The organism is Pseudoalteromonas fenneropenaei (assembly GCF_042643375.1).
Lineage (GTDB): Bacteria > Pseudomonadota > Gammaproteobacteria > Enterobacterales > Alteromonadaceae > Pseudoalteromonas > Pseudoalteromonas fenneropenaei.
This window is the reverse complement of sequence record NZ_JBHRSD010000014.1, coordinates 323300-341106: the sequence shown is the minus strand read 5'-3', so window position 1 is coordinate 341106 and position 17807 is coordinate 323300. Positions and strand designations below refer to the sequence as shown.

Annotated in this window: 12 protein-coding genes; 5 read left to right on the top strand and 7 right to left on the bottom strand. The window is 44.6% G+C overall.

Annotated elements, in window-relative coordinates; all coding sequences use genetic code 11:
• Window positions 1-11 precede the first annotated feature (11 nt).
• Window positions 12-986 carry a calcium/sodium antiporter gene (locus ACFOEE_RS09620; RefSeq protein WP_377123605.1) on the bottom strand — a complete coding sequence of 325 codons (975 nt, stop codon included), beginning with the start codon at window positions 984-986 and terminating at the stop codon, window positions 12-14.
• A gap of 490 nt (window positions 987-1476) precedes the next feature.
• Window positions 1477-2175 (bottom strand): pirin family protein, encoded by a 699-nt coding sequence (locus ACFOEE_RS09615; protein WP_377123603.1) that lies wholly within the window; start codon window positions 2173-2175, stop codon window positions 1477-1479.
• A gap of 315 nt (window positions 2176-2490) precedes the next feature.
• Here ACFOEE_RS09615 and ACFOEE_RS09610 point away from each other — a divergent pair, with 315 nt between their 5' ends.
• The 3 genes from ACFOEE_RS09610 to ACFOEE_RS09600 all read left to right on the top strand — a co-directional run bounded on the left by ACFOEE_RS09610 (window position 2491) and on the right by ACFOEE_RS09600 (window position 7561).
• Window positions 2491-2973 (top strand): gamma-glutamylcyclotransferase family protein, encoded by a 483-nt coding sequence (locus ACFOEE_RS09610; RefSeq protein WP_377123601.1) that lies wholly within the window; start codon window positions 2491-2493, stop codon window positions 2971-2973.
• Window positions 2974-3287: 314 nt separating this feature from the next.
• Entirely contained in the window at window positions 3288-6227 is a 2940-nt protein-coding gene (locus tag ACFOEE_RS09605) for a TonB-dependent receptor domain-containing protein (protein WP_377123599.1), read from the top strand.
• Between the two features lie 338 nt (window positions 6228-6565).
• Window positions 6566-7561 carry a DUF4382 domain-containing protein gene (locus ACFOEE_RS09600; protein WP_377123597.1) on the top strand — a complete coding sequence of 332 codons (996 nt, stop codon included), beginning with the start codon at window positions 6566-6568 and terminating at the stop codon, window positions 7559-7561.
• Window positions 7562-7698: 137 nt separating this feature from the next.
• On the opposite strand, the gene ACFOEE_RS09595 is transcribed toward ACFOEE_RS09600, so the two are convergent.
• Genes ACFOEE_RS09595 through ACFOEE_RS09585 form a run of 3 tightly spaced genes read right to left on the bottom strand, consistent with a single transcriptional unit; the run spans window position 7699 to window position 9681 of the window.
• A complete protein-coding gene (locus ACFOEE_RS09595) occupies window positions 7699-8130 on the bottom strand; it encodes a VOC family protein (RefSeq protein WP_377123595.1) in 432 nt (143 codons plus the stop codon).
• Complete coding sequence (locus ACFOEE_RS09590; RefSeq protein WP_377123593.1) at window positions 8130-8837, bottom strand: DUF4336 domain-containing protein; 708 nt, start codon at window positions 8835-8837, stop codon at window positions 8130-8132. Before ACFOEE_RS09590 ends, ACFOEE_RS09595 begins: the two co-directional genes overlap by 1 nt.
• A gap of 40 nt (window positions 8838-8877) precedes the next feature.
• Window positions 8878-9681 carry a substrate-binding periplasmic protein gene (locus tag ACFOEE_RS09585; protein WP_377123591.1) on the bottom strand — a complete coding sequence of 268 codons (804 nt, stop codon included), beginning with the start codon at window positions 9679-9681 and terminating at the stop codon, window positions 8878-8880.
• Window positions 9682-10038: 357 nt separating this feature from the next.
• On the opposite strand from ACFOEE_RS09585, the gene ACFOEE_RS09580 reads away from it, so the two are divergent.
• Window positions 10039-11106, top strand: a complete 1068-nt coding sequence (locus tag ACFOEE_RS09580) for a glycerol-3-phosphate dehydrogenase/oxidase (RefSeq protein WP_377123589.1) — start codon at window positions 10039-10041, stop codon at window positions 11104-11106.
• 30 nt (window positions 11107-11136) lie between these two features.
• Here ACFOEE_RS09580 and ACFOEE_RS09575 read toward each other — a convergent pair whose 3' ends face one another.
• On the bottom strand, window positions 11137-11976 hold the full coding sequence (locus ACFOEE_RS09575) for an alpha/beta hydrolase (RefSeq protein ID WP_377123587.1): 840 nt from the start codon (window positions 11974-11976) through the stop codon (window positions 11137-11139).
• Window positions 11966-12568 (bottom strand): TetR/AcrR family transcriptional regulator, encoded by a 603-nt coding sequence (locus ACFOEE_RS09570; RefSeq protein ID WP_377123585.1) that lies wholly within the window; start codon window positions 12566-12568, stop codon window positions 11966-11968. Before ACFOEE_RS09570 ends, ACFOEE_RS09575 begins: the two co-directional genes overlap by 11 nt.
• A gap of 353 nt (window positions 12569-12921) precedes the next feature.
• Between ACFOEE_RS09570 and ACFOEE_RS09565 the strand changes: the two genes are divergently transcribed.
• Complete coding sequence (locus ACFOEE_RS09565; RefSeq protein WP_377123583.1) at window positions 12922-17799, top strand: RHS repeat domain-containing protein; 4878 nt, start codon at window positions 12922-12924, stop codon at window positions 17797-17799.
• Window positions 17800-17807: the final 8 nt, after the last annotated feature.

Here is a 17807-nt window from a genome sequence, read left to right as displayed (position 1 = left end):
TTTGCGCCAGCTTAGGCGCCCACCACGTTAGTGACTAAATAGCCGTTGTAGGCAATATAACAGGCGAGTAGCACCCCACCTTCAACACGGCTGATACGACCTTGGCGGCCAAAGCCAAAGGCCATTGCAAGTAGCAGCAAAGTTAATACCAGCATGGCACCATAATCACGGAAAAAGATCTCAGCGGAAATCTCCGGAATTGGGGCAATAACCCCAGCAATACCAATCACCGCTAAAATATTAAACAGGTTTGAACCAACCACATTACCAATTGCAATGTCGTGCTCGCCCTTTTTGGCGGCAATGATGGACGCTGCCAATTCTGGCAAAGAAGTACCGAGTGCCACGATAGTTAAGCCAATAATTAAATCACTGACACCCAGTGCTGCAGCAATTTCTACTGCCCCCCACACCAGCATACGCGAGCTGGCAATCAACACCACTAGGCCAATCACCAACCACAGCACGGCGCTGCGTAGTGGCATCGCATAGCTTTGTGTTTCTTGGGCAAACTCGGTACTGAGTGGATCGGCCACGTTACGCATGCCGCTGTAAATAGAGCCTGCTAAAAACAGTACAAACCCAGCCAGCAGTAATAGCGCATCGAGATAAGATAAATTACCGTCGTACAGCAGCACACCACAAAACAGCACCACAGCTAAGAGCAGTGGTAGCTCTTTTTTGACAATACTGGATTGTACCGCAATGGGTGCGATAAGCGCGGTGATCCCTAAGATCAAGCTGATATTCACTATGTTAGAACCTAGTGCATTACCAAGCGCTAACTCTGGATTACCGTCACTGGCCGCCATGGCAGACACCACCATTTCTGGTGCCGAGGTGCCAAAACCGACTATCACCATACCAATTAGCAATGGCGGTAAACCCGCATGGTTTGCCGTTGCCGCTGCGCCGTCAACAAACTTATCAGCGCTCCATACCAACAGCACTAAACCACATAAAATAGCAATAGACGCTAACAGCATAACGCCCCCGCTTGGTAATTATCGCAGCTAAGGCTAATTAAAGAGGACAACTGAGATAAGACTGGTACAACGACCAACTGAACAACAAACATGGTAAAAAGAACTCCAGAGGGCAGACAAGTTACAATAAGGCAAACAATCACATCTGCCCGATATGATGGCTTACCTTAAGTCTTGTCAAAGCTATACCCAACCTGCTTGAAGCCACAGCGGTATTAGCAAAGTTCGCTCCCCAATCAAAAAACCTAGCTATTCTGATGTGGATCTACTCACTTGCTACCAACCAGCAACGCCAAGTAGCTGAGGTATAAAGAGCCCGAAACTGCCACGAACGTTTTGTTGTTCGGAGACTGTTGACAGTTACCCTGTGAAGCACAGGCGACTACTCCCCTAAGTGGGTGAGAGCTTAGCGCCAATTGCGGTATAGGGGCAAGTTAAAAACCGCCGCACTGATACATTTTTAGGTGAAATTGAAAATCTTTCATTTTACTCACTCGGTAAGGGACACCGGCAAATCAAACCACAGCGCTTCAAATTCGCTATTGGCGCGCAGCGTTACCGCTTGCCCTGAAGGCAATGCAATACCATCCCCCATGCTCAGGGTTAATTCAGCTAACTGCACGTCGCCATGCACAACATGTAAATAGCCAAGCCTCGGTACCTCAAGTGTTACGCTCTCCTCTTGCTGCAAACGGACTCGATAGATACTTGCGTCCTGATGAATTTGCAACGAACCACCAACCCCATCGGGCGTTACCAAAGGGGTCAGCATGCCAGTTTGCTGTGGCTTACATTGCTGATAACTAGGTGCAATGCCTTTTACGTTGGGTCTAATCCAAATTTGCAAGAAATTCAGTGAGTCAGACTTTGAAGCGTTGTATTCAGAATGGTAAATACCTTTACCAGCACTCATCAGTTGCACTTCCCCAGCGGGAATAACATAACGGTTGCCCGTGCTGTCTTGGTGTTCAAGCGCACCAGACACCACATAAGACACAATTTCCATATCTTTGTGGCCATGGGTGTCAAAGCCAGCACCCGGCGCAACGACATCATCGTTAATCACCCTCAGCACCGACACCCCCATATGCGCCGCATCATAGTAACTGCCAAAGGAGAAACTGTGTTGACTGTGCAACCAGCCAAAGTGGGCTTGACCTCGTTCGTTTGCTCGGCGTAGATATACCATGATTTAAGCCTCAAAAATCTGACTGAGATCAGTGTAGCTTTCAAACGAATAGAATAATATTTGTAAATCTAAAAGCATTCATTCTTTTTAAACGAATTTTTGAAACATACTCAAAGCATGCATCCAGATACCCTACTTGCTTTAATCCTACGCACATAAACTGCAACACAAAGCTGCTAAAAACTCACCTTACGTAGCATGATCACGAACTCGCCTTAGCGGTTTGGATCACGTTATCTATGGTTCACACGAGTTACTACTAGGCAAACGCAGTCCAACAAGATAAGCTGCTCATACCATTTTTGGAGTGCAATCATGTCGTCAAACTCTTCTCTCACTATGTCGGCAAATCCAGCGCAACCTGCAAGTCAGGACGAGTATTTATTCGTTTATGGCACTTTGCTGCGCAAACTTAATCTCGCATGTTTTCGATTTCTTACCCCAGTTGCTGAATATGTCTGTGAAGCCCAAGTACGCGGGGAGTTATGGGATTTAGGTAGTTATCCTGGCCTATGTTTAAACGAGCAAGCAAATTTAGTTAAGGGCGAATTATTTAAGCTCACCAACAACAGTAATTGGCAAACGCTCGATGAATATGAGGATTACCAACCAAGCGACCCTGCTAACAGTCTCTATTTGCGTGTTGCGACACCGATTGTATGTGAGCACTCCACTATCACCTCTGCTTGGGTTTATCATTACCAAGGGTCGCTGCAACTCGCCAAAGCAATCAGCTCCGGTGACTACTATAGCTATCGGCGCAAACTAGCCGTTGCAAAACATACTAAGTTGCGGTAATTAGCGCGTTATACGCAGTTAAGCATCAAGTTTGTATTGCGTAATAAATCCTACTTAGCTTTGGTTATTTTGCGATGAAGAGTTGTTGTGTCACTTAAGATTAAATCGATGTCAGATCTTATTCTTAAACTACCTTGAATGGATTCAGGGTAATTTATGCATGCCAAGATAGATGTCCAATATACCCAGCAAAACAAGCCTAGATATTACAAAAAACAAACATTAATGCCAATTACCAAACAATTTCATCTCATTCGATTTGTACCCAATTAAAAAACAATTTACAGTACCGTTTTTAAAACCGAGGAAATACTGTGAATAGTCTGAATAGAATAACAACAACCATATTAGCGACAGTCGCTGTGACATCTGTTTCTGCCGCTTTTGCGGACCCAAAAAACGATACTGAAATAGAAAGAGTCGCTGTGACAGGCAGCCGTATTTTAAGCATCGAGGCTGGTTCACCCTCCCCCGTCACGGTAATTGACAAAGACTTTATTCTGGCAAGCGGCGCCACCGATATCTCTGAATTATTAAACAAACTACCATCAATGGCGCCGGGCCTTAGCTCAGGTACCAGTAATTACAATGGTAATGCGGGCATGAGCACGCAAGATCTCCGTGGCCAAGGCACGAAAAGGACGCTTACCTTAGTTAATGGCCGCCGTCATGTTGGCTCTATTCCAGGTGAAAGTACCGTAGATATGAGCTCAATTCCCACCGGCTTAATTGAACGCATCGAGATCCTAACTGGCGGCGCATCTTCAATTTATGGTGCGGATGCGGTTGCAGGGGTAGTCAACATTATCACCAAAAAAGATTATGTTGGCTCTAGTCTCAATGTTTCCACAGGAATAACCTCTCGCTCTGACGGAGAAAAAGCAGGGTTAAACTTCCTACACGGCCTGAACTTTGACGACAACAAAGGGAATACCACATTCTATTTCTCGTACAACAAAGAAAATGAGGTCAATGCCAAAGACCGCCCTTATACCAATTCAAACTGGGCTTATTACCCAAACCCTGAGCACCTCGCACTGCGCAAAAAGCTTCTCGCAGAAGGAATGTCTCCCAATGAGGTTACAGATATCACAGACAATGACGATATCCCCAATAACTTAATGGCCAGACGCTATTCTATTACTGCCAGCCCTACAACCGTGGTATTTATTGGCGGTGCAGCTTACACCTTCAATCCCGATGGCTCGATGAGACCTGTCAAGTTAGGTAAAAGTGGTGAGTTATATCGACCAGAAAACGGTTTAACCGGCGTGCAAACTGATGAAGGTGGTGAGCAGCTTGGAGCCTATGAGTTCCAACGCTTACAAGTCCCTGTAGAAAAGCTGATGTTCAATAACACCATAAACTACGAGTTTGACTCGGGCATATTGTTCACCATGGACTCTAAGTATGTCAAAACGAAGTCTGAATCACGGGTTTTTCCTGCGTCATTGTACGGCAGTGTACCTTTGTCTCGCGACAATGCCTTTATCCAGTCAGACTTAGCCGCGAAAATGGATGAGTTCAATATGACGTCTTTACCAATTGCCCGTCATTTTACCGAAATGGGTGCGCAAGGTAACGATTTTGAACGTGATGTATACCAAATTGTCGCCGCGCTACAAGGTGACTTTAATGATAATTGGCGCTGGGAATTTTATGCGCAGTACGGTAAAGCTACCGCTGACTCGACTACCATCAACAGTTACTATGAAGACCGTTGGCTCGCCAGCTTCGACGCCGTATTAGATACTAATGGCAACGCGGTGTGCCGAGCTTCAATTGATAGTAGTGCAGCACCAACTGCGGGTAATGACTACAGCAACTGCGTACCCCACGATGTCTTTAAACCTATGACTCAAGAAGTGTTAGACTATATCGGACTGGAACACACTTCTTCGCAATCACAATCGCAACATGTGTTCCATTTTAATACCAGTGGCGACCTGTTCGAACTCCCTGCAGGCCCGTTAGCAGTTTCTGTCGGTGTGGAATACCGTAAAGAAAAAAGCGCAACTAACCCCTCTGAGGTGTTTCGTCAAGGCATAGGTCAAAGCTACGCCATTGTTAAGCCAGTGGTTGGTTCATACGATGTCAAAGATGTGTTTGCCGAATTCAACATTCCGCTGTTAGCAGACATGACTTTTGCTAAGAACCTTGACCTGAATGTATCGGCACGTTCAGCACATTATAGTGAGGCGGGTCAGAATACCAGCTGGAACCTAGGCACTGTTTGGAAACCGATTGACGATATCACCCTAAGGGTTTCTCGCTCTCGTTCCGCTCGAGCACCTAATATCAATGAGCAGTTCACCACAGAAGGTCAAGGCTTTGAGTGGTTGTACCAACCATGTAGTCAAAACCGTATTAAAACCGCTGAAGCGCACGTTGTTGAAAACTGTAAAAAACTTGGTGTAAATGTATTTACCAACGCGGACGGTGAAACCACCAGTGATATTCGCTGGTATCAACCGGGCAATATCGTCACCTCAGGTAATAAAGAACTAGAAGTGGAAACAGCCAATACGCTCACCGCAGGTGTTGTTTTGGCCCCAGAAGCCATTGAAAATCTCGAAGTGACGTTTGATTACTGGGATATCAAACTAGATGGCCTCATCGACATGTTTAACGTCCCAACTGTTGTCGATGCTTGTGTTGAACAAACCTCCCTAGACAATCAATTCTGTAAATTACTGACACGACTGCCAAATGGCATTATCACCGACGTTGAATTAAAAACTCTCAACTTAAACCAACGCCGTACTAGTGGCTTAGACATAATTACCAATTACAAACTTGATGCCTTTGGTGGTCAAATTGGGCTCAATAGCATTGTGCAAAAGCTGATCCGCCGTGACATTCAAACGGACCCGACGTTGGATTTAGAGCCAACTAAAGGTTTATTTGCCTTCCCTGAATGGAAAGCAACGTTGAGCTTAAGTTACCAAAACGAACTGTTTAGAATTGGTTCATCAACACGTTACGTTGGTAAGCAAAAACGCCGCCAAACTTACAATGCATCCATCGCATCACCATTTGAAACACCGAGTGTTATCTATACCGACTTAACCGCTTCTTATTTCTACAGCGATAAGTTACGTTTTAACCTAGGTACTAATAACGTGTTCGATAAGAAAACGCCGCAAATGCCAGATGCGTATAGTGGTGGTGGTAATTATTATTTAGGTACAGAAGGTGGACTATTCGATACCTTAGGCAGAACCTATTTCGCCAACCTAAATTGGACTTTCTAGACTTTGCAAAGAGTCCATCGCAAAGTCAGTCATCAATTGATAGGTTAATTTGAACCTAATAAAGCCAAGCAACTAAAACCATTGTTTGGCTTTTCCTGCACTTACCTGAGCTTTGTCGGGGTGCGCTCAAATCACAATTTCGCAGTAGTTGTGTTTACCTAAGCTGAGCGCTTGTACAGCTCTATGTTTAAGTCTCCAGCCCTATGTGTTGAATATTTGTCGTTTAGCCTGCTATGGCGACAATTCCCCCAGCCATTAAGCTTCTGTTTATAAATAATTAACGATTTATTCAGTAAAGCACAACTATCCTTTCCATGACACGTATCTGGAGGATAATCATGTTTACACGTCATACTTTGCTTGCAACATCAACACTCGCCATGACTCTATTAGCTGGTTGTGGCTCGGACTCTGATGGCAACGCGACAACCACACCGCCACAAAGCCAGCAAGCGACTTTCTCACTGGCAGTTTCTGATGCACCCGTCACCAATTTAAAAGCCGTATGGGTCGCTTTTGATGCAATTACGCTCAAGGCACAAGGCGGCAATAGCGTCACGTTTGATCTGAAAAGTGAAGATGGTAGCCAATCCGTCCGCATGGTGAACTTACTCGATTACACTGGTGATGACATCTACCAACTCTTAGCCGACCAAAACATTCCCCCCGGCAGCTACGAATGGCTGCGCGCAGACGTGGTCAACGGGGATAGCAGCAATTACACACTGACTTCTCATGTGGTCTACAACGATGAAACTATGGCGCCTTTAGTCGTTAGCCGTAAAGGCAATGACGGCATTGGTGAAATCCAAATGAACAGCTTTAGTCTACTGGCTGGTGATAACCAGTTTGTACTGGAATTTGACCTCAAAAAATCTCTGGTTGACCCAAAAAATAATGACGAAATCAAGCTTAAGCCAACAGGTGTGCGCCTTGAAAATCTAGCACAAAAAACCAAAGTAAGTGGTGATATTAGCGCGCAACTCATGGCCGATTGTGAAGTAGCAAACGCCACACTCGCAGGGCTTGATAACCGTTTTGAGCATGCGGTTTACCTTTATTCAGCAACTGTGGAAACACCTGCCGATATTTACACCGAAGGTGAGCAACAATCAGCAACAAGCCCGCTAGCAACCTCATTGGTGAGCATTGATGCAGATGACCAACAAGGTGAGTATGAAATCGCGTTTCTCAGCACTGGTGATTACAAAGTCACTTATACTTGTTTAGCACATTTAGATAATATCGAAACCCAAGATGCTGATTTTACGCTGTATCGCACCCAGTCAGTGACTTTAACTGGCACAGAAAACGACGTTGACTTTACGGAATAATCCCCTTACCGGATAGGTTGAATTACGCCGTTTTAGTACTGCGGTCATGGCGATGTAATCGCTGACCGCAGTTGTTTTTTAGCCAGTACGCAATCATCACCAGGCAAACCTTAACTACTCTAGGGCATGCGGTTTGGTTAACGCGAATAAAGACTATGCCCCGCTTTTAGCTCAATTAAATCCCACAAATTGCCATACAAATCAGCAAATACTGCCACTGTGCCATATTCAGCTTCACTGGGCGCTCGGACAAACTCAATGCCTTTAGCAACATACGCATGGTAATCACGCCCAAAATCATCGGTCCGTAGGAACAAAAATACCCGACCACCACTTTGTGAACCCACCACCGCACTTTGCGCTGCTGAGCTTGCTTTTGCTAACAACAATGTTGCGCCTTGCCCACCGGGTGGCGCAACGACAACCCAACGTTTATCCTGCTCGGCTTGATAGCTGTCTTCCAGTAGCTCGAAGCCTAACTTGTTTACGTAAAAATGAATGGCTTCATCATAATCATTCACCACTAGGCTGATATGGATAATCGCTTGTTGTTTTTGTACTTCAGACATTAATCAACCTCACACCGGGACAAATCTGCCCAGCTAAATGAACGCTGTAAAAACGCAGTGGCGTTATTTGGCACAATTTCGCCATGTGCCATCACGATACGTTTTGGCTGCCACGCTACAAGCTTGGCAATATGCGATCTTACTAGGGCTTTTTTAAACATAAAACTACTGCGCCAATCCAGTGGCATTTTACCATTGGGCGCTAAAATACCAGTGATTTTCGCCACCAAGCGCTTCACTGGCGGGAATTGCGATGGGGTAAAATTTTCAATTAAATCAGTCACAATTAACGTACCACTGGCTTGATGTAGGAACACACACTCTTCCATCACCGCTGAGCCAGTAAACAACAGCATGTTGAGGTCTGAAGGCCAACAACTTGGTTCTTGAGCAGCAAAAACATGATGAAAAGTTAAATCAGGGCGCTTTTTGGCAACCCCAGCTGTGCCATATAACACAGCCTTAGGGTACGCTTGCAGCCAATCTGGTAAAAACAAATGGTGTAACTGATTCGGTGCGACTAAGCTGGCAACCTCACCTAGTTCAGCTAATTGCCGTTTGATTTCGTCACTCAAACGAATGGGGCTGTGTACCCAAAGCTGACCATTTTTAAGCCTAACTACTACCATGCGGGTTGAATAAGGAAAACCGAAAAACGACACTGCTTCACCGTCTACGTACCAAATGTCTTGGGCGAGTTCCTTCATGTTAAATTCTCCATTTCCACGTTTACGCCGTTTCACCGCGCTATTTTGGAAGCTGCTGCGCTAAAATTTGCAGCAATGCTTGGTCCATTTTGGCGATAAAATCCGCCTGATAACTGAATTTCTTTTTAATATCGGCAACATAGCCGATATGCGCGGTGCGTTTCATAATTTCCCGTACTTCACTTATTTGCGCAAACCGTTCTTGCAAATTGTCTGGGAGCGCAGCAACCACGTAGTGCGTTGACAAGCGGTCATTAATATAACAATCCAAACGTTGTTTTAAGAGTTTAATGACATTGGCATAAGTGTCTTTGTTTTCCCAGATTTGTACTTTACCCGCTCGTTTTGCCGTAAGAAAATCCGCACCTAAGATGCGAAATCCCGCATTGACGCCAACATTTAAACTTGCACCATCATTATCTGTCGTACTTAGCACACCTAAGTCCACATCATGTTGGCAAAAAGCGACGACTACCTCTTCTTGCAGCGGCACGGAATAGCGAGCAATGTAAGGGCGCTCCTTTTCTAAACGATACGGTGGCAATATGGCTATGGCATCGCCTTGCTCAAGCGCCGCTAAGCCTCTTTGCCAAGGGACAGGCATTAACGTCACGTCATAGTCGCGGGCCAGTAACATAGCAGCTTGCTTCACAAGTTCGACGTAAATACCTTGTAGTTCACCGTCGGCCAAAAATGAATAAGGTGGGTAGCTGTCATCGGCAAGAATGACCACTTTAGGTATGGATTGCTCCGCTTGGCACACCAGCGGCAAAAATAGCGCGCTACACCAGAGGTAAATTGCGATCCCAATACTGCTGCCAAACTTTCTTTGCGGTGCCATCATATACGTTTGTCCCTAACCAACCTACTGTGAATAGCTTAGTGCCAAACCGCCAACTCTGCTGAGTTATTTGCTTTTAATTTAATCATTTAAATCTGGCTAAGATATACCCACATTACTTGGGGTTGTAGGTAAACAGCAACTAAGCGGCTCCCCCTGAGTATAAATCTCTTATGTGATTGAGGTGAGGGAGCGCCGCCAACTCCACTTCAACTTCAACTTCAACTTCAACTTCAACTTCAACTTCAACTAAGCAGGGTATATCTAGTTTTTGACACTATTGCTACACTGAAAAACAACAGCCTACTGGCGACCTATCCACATATCCCTAATAAAAAAGAACCAACACAAGGAGAAACTATGCCCAAAGTTGCAGTCATTGGTGGTGGTATCAATGGTTTGTGTAGTGCTTGGCAACTGGCATTGGCAGGCGCTGAGGTGACTGTGTTTGAACGTGATGAACTGCTTAGTCAAACCAGCAGTGCCTCGAGCAAATTACTCCACGGCGGGCTGCGCTATCTTGAACATTTTGAGTTTAGGTTAGTGAAAGAAGCACTCGCAGAGCGACAATGGTGGCTAGAACATGCCCCTAACGCTACGCGCCGACTGCCGATACTCTACCCGCTTTATGCTCATACCCGACCACGCTGGAAACTGAAACTGGGCTTTATGCTCTACGATTTGTTGGCCGGCAAAAAAGGCATTGGTCGCCATCGCTGGCTAACCCCAAAACAAGTGCGGCGATGCTCACCACAGCTTAAACAACAGGGCTTACTTGGGGCTTATCTTTATCACGATGGGCAAATGGATGATATTGCCCTCGGGCAATGGGTTATCAACCAATGCCAAAAGTTAGGGGTAGTACTACATACTCAGCACCACGTCAGCTATTGTGACGCCAACGGTAAGCTAGTCGTCAACCAACAAACACTTAATTTTGACCATATCGTCAATGCCGGAGGCCCTTGGAGTGAGCAACTGCTCACCAACTCACAGCAACCTCACGATGTCACGCTCGATTTAGTGCGAGGTAGCCATTTATTATTGCCAAGTATCAGTAAATTCGGACATTTTCTTGAAGTGCCGGGTGAGTCACGTTTAGTATTTGTATTGCCGTATAAAGGCCAAACTTTATTGGGCACTACTGAAGTCGCACAATCTCTACAAGACCCAATCGCATGCTCTGAAGACGAGCGCAGCTACCTGCTAAAACTTTATAACCATTACTTTAGCCAAACCGTCACTAACTCTGATATTTTAGCTGAGTTTGCGGGGGTGCGACCGCTTATTGCCAGCGATGGATCTCTTAGCAGCCATAGCCGTGAATACAAATTACTACTACAAGGCAAACTATTAACCGTGTTTGGTGGCAAGTGGACTACCGCCCGCGCGCTCGGCAAGGCGGTAAGCAACACATTGCTGCCTTAAGGCTTTGCACCACCTGCAAACCGACTGCAGCTAAAGTAACTGCTGTTTAATAAGCTGCCAAGTCGGCTCCGCGCTGATGATCCTACCGTGACCTAATTGCGATGCTGATGTCAGCATAAAGTGAGTGTGCTGCCGAGCTTGTTCTGCACTTAACTGAAAAGGGGCAAACCTATCTTCGGTATCATGAATTGCATGCACTTTACACTGTTGCAAGGCCAAATGCTGCTCAGGTAGTAGCTGCAAAAATTGCATCTCATGTTCTTGCTCAACTTCCGTCAATACTCGCTCGAACAAACGTTCGCTGATCCCTGTGGTTAGAATTCGCTCACGAAATGATTCATAAAAACCAAACGTTGGCGCAATTAAAACCTGAGGTAAATGCTTAACGGCATTCAGGGCCGCAACAGTGCCCATCGAATGGCTCACTACACCAACTGCGTCTGGCACTTCAGCCAGAACGGCTTTTAAACCTTTAATAAAAAGCGGTAAATTGGCAAATTGCCCTTGGCTTTGACCATGCCCAAAGTGATCAAATGCCAGAGCACGGTATCCTGCCTCGGCAATTTTCGCCATTAATGGATAAAACTGCGCGCTACTGCCCGACCAACCATGCGTTAACACTATGGTTTTACCACTGCCTACAGCGCTAAGTTGTAATTTACCCTCATCAGTAATAAGTTCGCTTTGGCTAAAATGTACAGGCAAAGGCTCACGTTTACGACTGCGCACTGGCGTCAGGAGTAGCTTTTTGGTGTGCTTTAGCGCCAATGCTGGCGCAAGAGTTGCCATAGAGCTAGATAATGCTCTAATGCCATAGTAACTGAGCGGTTTACGCGCCGACTTAGAAGAAAAGTAGATTTTACTGCTCATGTGACACTCCACCACGATAACGTTCGATTAAGTTTTGCAACGCTTGTTTGAAACGACTGTGATTAGCATCTTCTAACCCCAGCCACGGCATACTTTGGCTCCCGAGATACAAGGAGTACAACTCAAAGACAAATTGCTGCGCATCAGTACCTTGTTTAAATTGCCCGCCCGCAATCACAGCTTCTACGCATTTAGTGAGAAACTTCAGCCACATAGCTAAGTCTTGCTGCACTTTGTCATGCACCGCGCCTGGTTGGTCGTCAAACTCGACTGCCGCTGAGATATAAATGCAGGTTTTAGCCTGATGCTCATACCAGTCCAGCCAGTTATCGCACACAGCCAACAAACGCGTAAGTGGGTCGCTGATATCACGCACAGGTTCACTCACTATGCTACGAAACACTTGCTGAGCATGCTCTAAAACTGCCAGTTGTAAGTTTTCTTTGGAATTAAAGTGCGCAAACAAACCTGACTTCGACATGCCTGTCGCAATCGCCAAACTGCCAATAGTTAGGTCGTTCAAACTACTTGCCGTCGCCAATTGCAATGCTGTACTTAAGATCTGTTGCTTAGTCTGGGTGCCTTTTCGCATATTAGTACACTTGTGCTTTTTTCACATAATAGCACGAACGTTCGGTTTGTAAAGAACCTAGATATTGCAGGTATGCCGTTACTTAATCGAAGATTAAAACCAACCACACGACCAAATATTTACAAAAATAAAACTTATGGTAACGTTAAATCCCCTCTTGCTTGAACTCAATTTGGAAACAACAGCAAGATGAGAGTAGACCGCAGCAACTTATTTCAACCTTAAGTCATGTTATTTATAGGGTTTTATAGGTTCTACAAGTCAAATCAAACTTAAAAGGAAACGGTCGAATAGCGTAGCCAGCAGCAATTGCTGGTGAGCTCTTTGGCTAATTTAAATAAATTGAGAAAAGTATGGATATGCATAATCAATATAAAGGCGTAATGAAACGATTCACGTACGCAGGAAAGTTTGCTGTTTTAATCTTATCTTCAACAATATTAACACTTACACCTCTGGCTAGGGCGAATACCGATCCACTAGTTACAAAGGAAGTCTCTGACATACTTACCCAAGCGATTGAACCGGGTGTTTTTGTCGAAGATGTGCCAACTTTTAAAATGCACTTTAAAGAGAAAACCCCCAAAAATGGATTTTTTGCCGATACTGTCGTTGTTCCTGGCACCAATCTAAGCGACATGATCCTCGATAGGCTAAAAGTGAACGAGGCTATCACTCCCGAAACAACAGCCCTATTTGGAGAAACCATAGACCCCAATACCGGTGTATTCTCCATGCAACATATTGATGTCAATATTCCTGGCAACTCCAAACTACCTGTAGAATTGCGGCGTATTTTTAGAGGTGCTCGCTATGCGTACAACTCCAGTTTAAGCTTAGGAGACTGGCAACTTGGTATTCCAAGTTATAGCACCACTATTATTCAAGACCCGTTTAATCACACTTATTCAGGCGCTTGGGGCAAAGGCAAACTGTGTTCTGGAGAGTTAAACCCAGACCAAATCGGTGTTGGTCCGAATTCAATATTAAACCCAGGTGACTATTGGAGTGGCGACACACTGGATATTCCTGGCGTGGAAACCGCCAAAGTACTTTATAAACAGGCTACTGGGATTAACAAGTATGTAAATAACTGGAAACTAACATGCTATACCGTTAGCTCTGACCCAATGGAAAGGATAAAGGCCACCTCCCCCGAAGGCATCACCTACCATTTTGGACAGCCAAAACTCATTCCAACTCAACCAATAAGTGCCTCTAACGGCGTTGGTCTAGATGAAGTTGTCAGTCGCTACAACGCATTTATGCTGGTAACAAAAATCTCTGATAGATTTGGCAATGAAGTAAACTTTACCTATTCAGATGGCCAACTTACGCAAATCAGTAGTAATGATGGCCGAGCTATAACGCTGACCTATGAGAAGAACCCATACGGTAAATATCGAGTAAAAACCGTCTCAGCAAATGGACAAACTTGGCAATATGCCTATATTAATGCAAATCATGCGGTTAAAGCAGATCAATTGGTACGAGTAACTCGGCCCGATGGTAGAAGTTGGCAGTTCACTTTAGATAAAGTAAATAGAGGCTCTGCAGGCAGTGTGACCGACCGCGAATACTTTTACCAATACGATTATACACCTGATGGAATAGTAACAAGACTACTAAGAATTGAAGAAAGCCAATGTTTAGACATTAGCTACAATCCTCTGCAGAGTGCCTCGGTTATTCACCCAAATGGTGCCAAGCTCGACTTAGGATTTAAAACGATTCGCTTTGGCCGCTCTGAAGTACCCAAAGTGAAAGCGCACAATGTATATGACGTGCATGCAAATGATCTATGCTTCCTCAGTAACTCAATTGTCAGTAAATCCATCAGTCAAGCAGGCTTATCACCGTTGAATTGGTCCTACAGTTATTCGCAAAATAAAGGGAAATGGGCTGGCGTCACAGGAGGTCAAGCATTGACAGGCCTCTATCAAACTCCCACAGGCTATAATGCAATGGATCTGCGCTCTACAACTATCAATAATCCAGATGGCAGCAAAACTGTGCATGTATTTAGTCGCAAATGGGATTACACAGATGGTCAAGAGGTCGCGACTGAGTACTATGATAATGATGGCTCAACATTACTGCAGCGCAAAGAGCGCTCATTCACTAACGTATCTACCGGAGCATCACCAGACTATTACTCTTATACTGGGCCTGAACATGCTTGGTCATTTCTATTTGATAACCCCGCACCTCACGCCAATTATGTCAACAAAACCAAAGAGGTGACATACAACTACGAAAACGGTTTGTACGATAGCTACACACTTGTTTATAGTAACTTCAATGCCTACGGCGCGCCTGGCAAAATCACCGAATATAACAGTTTAGGGAACCAGCAGCGGCACACGCTACAAACTTACACGCATGATACAACTAATTGGTTATTAAACCTTCCTGCGTCAAAAGCGCTATCAACAAATGGTAGTACGTATACCACAGTAGAGCAGACGAATTACTATGCACCTAACCACACCTATAAATCTCTCCCATATCAAACTTATAAATTTGGTCAACTCGAAAGTACCTTTGCAAGCTACCACCCTGACGGTAATTTAAAGCAACAAAATCTTAATGCACCTAATCGCTGGATATATTTTGAAAATTATAAGCGAGGAAAACCACAAGTTATCAAAGTGCCGCAGCGATATACAGCCAGCTGCACCAACCCAGCAACATGCTACATGAGTGCCAGTTTAAACATCAATAATGATGGGACTGTAGCCCAAGTCGTCGACCTAAACGGCAATCAAACCAATTATATGTATGACAATATGAGCCGTCTCACCAAGGTCACTCCCAAAGATACAAAATGGGCTGCTACCTCCATCTCCTATACCACCGAGAATGGGTTGTTCACGCGCACAGAAAGCAAAGGAAACTTCCGAAGTAAAACCAATTATGATGGCTTATTGCGGCCAATACTGACACAGGAGTGGGACGCAACCGTAGCTGGGAGCAACCGATACCTCAAACAATCGTTCAATGCCTACAATAAAACCACATTCAAGTCTTACTTTAGTAGTAACAGCAATGAAACGAAAGGAATTGCCACTCGTTATGACGGGCTACAAAGAGTTACACGTACTTTCAACACGGTCAATAACACCGGGACTGATTACCACTATCAGGCTGGTAATGAAATTCAGATGACGGATGCGAAAGGAAATAGCACTTTCACTACATACCACGCTTGGGGCACCCCAGAACACTCGTTGCCAAGCAAAATTGAAAGCCCTGAAAATATCACAACCACGATTTCCTATAATGTTTTCAATAACCCGACCTCAATTAGCCAAGGTTCTGTTAATGAGATCCGCACATACAATGCGCAACAAAGATTGTGTCGCTCTTCCCGCCCCGATGTTGGCAGTACCGCCTATAACTACAATGCCATCGGCGAGCTAATTTGGGAAGCGAAAGGTGCTTCAGGTAGTACGAGTGTATGTGACGAAGGAGCCGTGCTCGGTACTCAAAAGGTTACCTACAGCTATGATAATTTAGGTAAAGTACGCACCATGGCTTTTGGTGATGGCACCCCTACTCGAACCTTTACTTTAGATAAACAAGGCAATCTCAACCAACTGGTTGCAGGCACGGCAACTTGGTCATATAACTACAATAGCAAACATTTACTTGAAACAGAGTTGCTAAAAATTGACACTAAATCTCTTAATTTAAAATGGACTTATAACAATTTAGGACATATTGATAGCTTAACCTACCCAACCGGACGAGTCGTGAGTTTTAATCCAAATGCTCTCGGTCAAGCACGTCAAGCAGGCAGCTTTGCTAGTAGCGTAAGCTACTATCCTGACTCAAAAATCAATCAATTTAACTACGGCAACGGCATTGTACGAAAGTACCAACTTGATGCACTCAATCGTCCCCAAACTTTACGTGATTATTATGCCACAACGAATTACGTCGACTTTACTCATGGCTACGATAATAATGACAATATTATTTCCGTTACCGACTCTGTTGATACACAATACAATTTGACTTTAAGTTACGACTCGGCAAATAGACTCAAGTCAGCAAACGGTAAATGGGGAGCCGGTAGTTTTGTCTACGACACCGTCGGTAATATTACAAAACAACAACTCGGAAATTTCGTACTGAATTATGCTTATGCAAACAATCGGTTGGCTTCAGTTTCCGGCAGCCAAACAAGAAATTTCAGTTATGATGCAAGAGGAAACGTCACCAACAATGGTCTAAGGGGATTTAACTTTAACCTTGCTAATCAACTCGTATCATCAGCTACTCTCAGTTATGTTTACGATGGACATGATAGATTAGTCAAACGCAACTACAATGGCGCTATCTCGTACCCTATGTACAGTCAAACAGGCAAGCTGCTTCATGAGGTAAACAGTGATGGCAGTAGCACAGATTACGTGTATTTATCAGCCAGCTTAATCGCAAAAGTCAAAGGAAATGCCACTTCTTATGTTCATGCAGATTTATTGGGCTCACCTCGTCTAGAAACCGATACAAATCGTGCTGTTGTGAGCAATAGCAGACAACATTATCAGCCTTATGGCAACAGGATCCCGACCAGTAATTTTACTGATATTGGCTTTACCGGCCATAAACATGATGGTGAGTTGGGCCTAACATATATGCAGGCACGATACTATGATCCAGTTATCGGGCGTTTTTACTCGAATGATCCGGTTGATGCGATGGGGCACCTAAATACGCCAAATGGTATACACGGCTTTAACCGTTATACTTATGGCAACAATAATCCATTTAAGTATACAGATCCTACAGGAAAAAGCTCATATAACCCACAAAGGATGGCTGTTGAAATGGCCAGAACTCAAGGTGAAGCAAAGGCTATACATGCTTCCTACACAACTCCAAGGAGTGGTAGTGATACAACGAAGATTGTGGCAGGTGCTGCACTATCTTTGACGGGAAACATAGTTGCTGGAGCCATTACGATGGGGGAAGGGCTTACTGGTGAATCTTTAGTTGAACAAGCTGCGTTGGCACTCGATATTGAACCAGAAACTGCAAGTAACCTCGCATTAGGTGCTGACCTACTAGGTGGAATGAAAGGAGTGGCTGAAAGTATTAAGAAAATTGGAGATAACTTTGGCCCAGCAACTATTAATAAGATGCAAGAAGGGGCTGTAGAAGCTACTGCACAAGGAGCAGTATTAGGAAATGACATAGATAAATCAATAGAAGAAACGAAGTAGCCTAAATA

Excerpts from the sequence above, each read along its gene's own strand:
- ACFOEE_RS09620 (WP_377123605.1), bottom strand. The coding sequence starts at position 986 with ATGCTGTTAGCGTCTATTGCTATTTTATGTGGTTTAGTGCTGTTGGTA.
- ACFOEE_RS09615 (WP_377123603.1), bottom strand. The coding sequence starts at position 2,175 with ATGGTATATCTACGCCGAGCAAACGAACGAGGTCAAGCCCACTTTGGC.
- ACFOEE_RS09610 (WP_377123601.1), top strand. The coding sequence starts at position 2,491 with ATGTCGTCAAACTCTTCTCTCACTATGTCGGCAAATCCAGCGCAACCT.
- ACFOEE_RS09600 (WP_377123597.1), top strand. The coding sequence starts at position 6,566 with ATGTTTACACGTCATACTTTGCTTGCAACATCAACACTCGCCATGACT.
- ACFOEE_RS09595 (WP_377123595.1), bottom strand. The coding sequence starts at position 8,130 with ATGTCTGAAGTACAAAAACAACAAGCGATTATCCATATCAGCCTAGTG.
- ACFOEE_RS09590 (WP_377123593.1), bottom strand. The coding sequence starts at position 8,837 with ATGAAGGAACTCGCCCAAGACATTTGGTACGTAGACGGTGAAGCAGTG.
- ACFOEE_RS09585 (WP_377123591.1), bottom strand. The coding sequence starts at position 9,681 with ATGATGGCACCGCAAAGAAAGTTTGGCAGCAGTATTGGGATCGCAATT.
- ACFOEE_RS09580 (WP_377123589.1), top strand. The coding sequence starts at position 10,039 with ATGCCCAAAGTTGCAGTCATTGGTGGTGGTATCAATGGTTTGTGTAGT.
- ACFOEE_RS09575 (WP_377123587.1), bottom strand. The coding sequence starts at position 11,976 with ATGAGCAGTAAAATCTACTTTTCTTCTAAGTCGGCGCGTAAACCGCTC.
- ACFOEE_RS09570 (WP_377123585.1), bottom strand. The coding sequence starts at position 12,568 with ATGCGAAAAGGCACCCAGACTAAGCAACAGATCTTAAGTACAGCATTG.
- ACFOEE_RS09565 (WP_377123583.1), top strand. The coding sequence starts at position 12,922 with ATGGATATGCATAATCAATATAAAGGCGTAATGAAACGATTCACGTAC.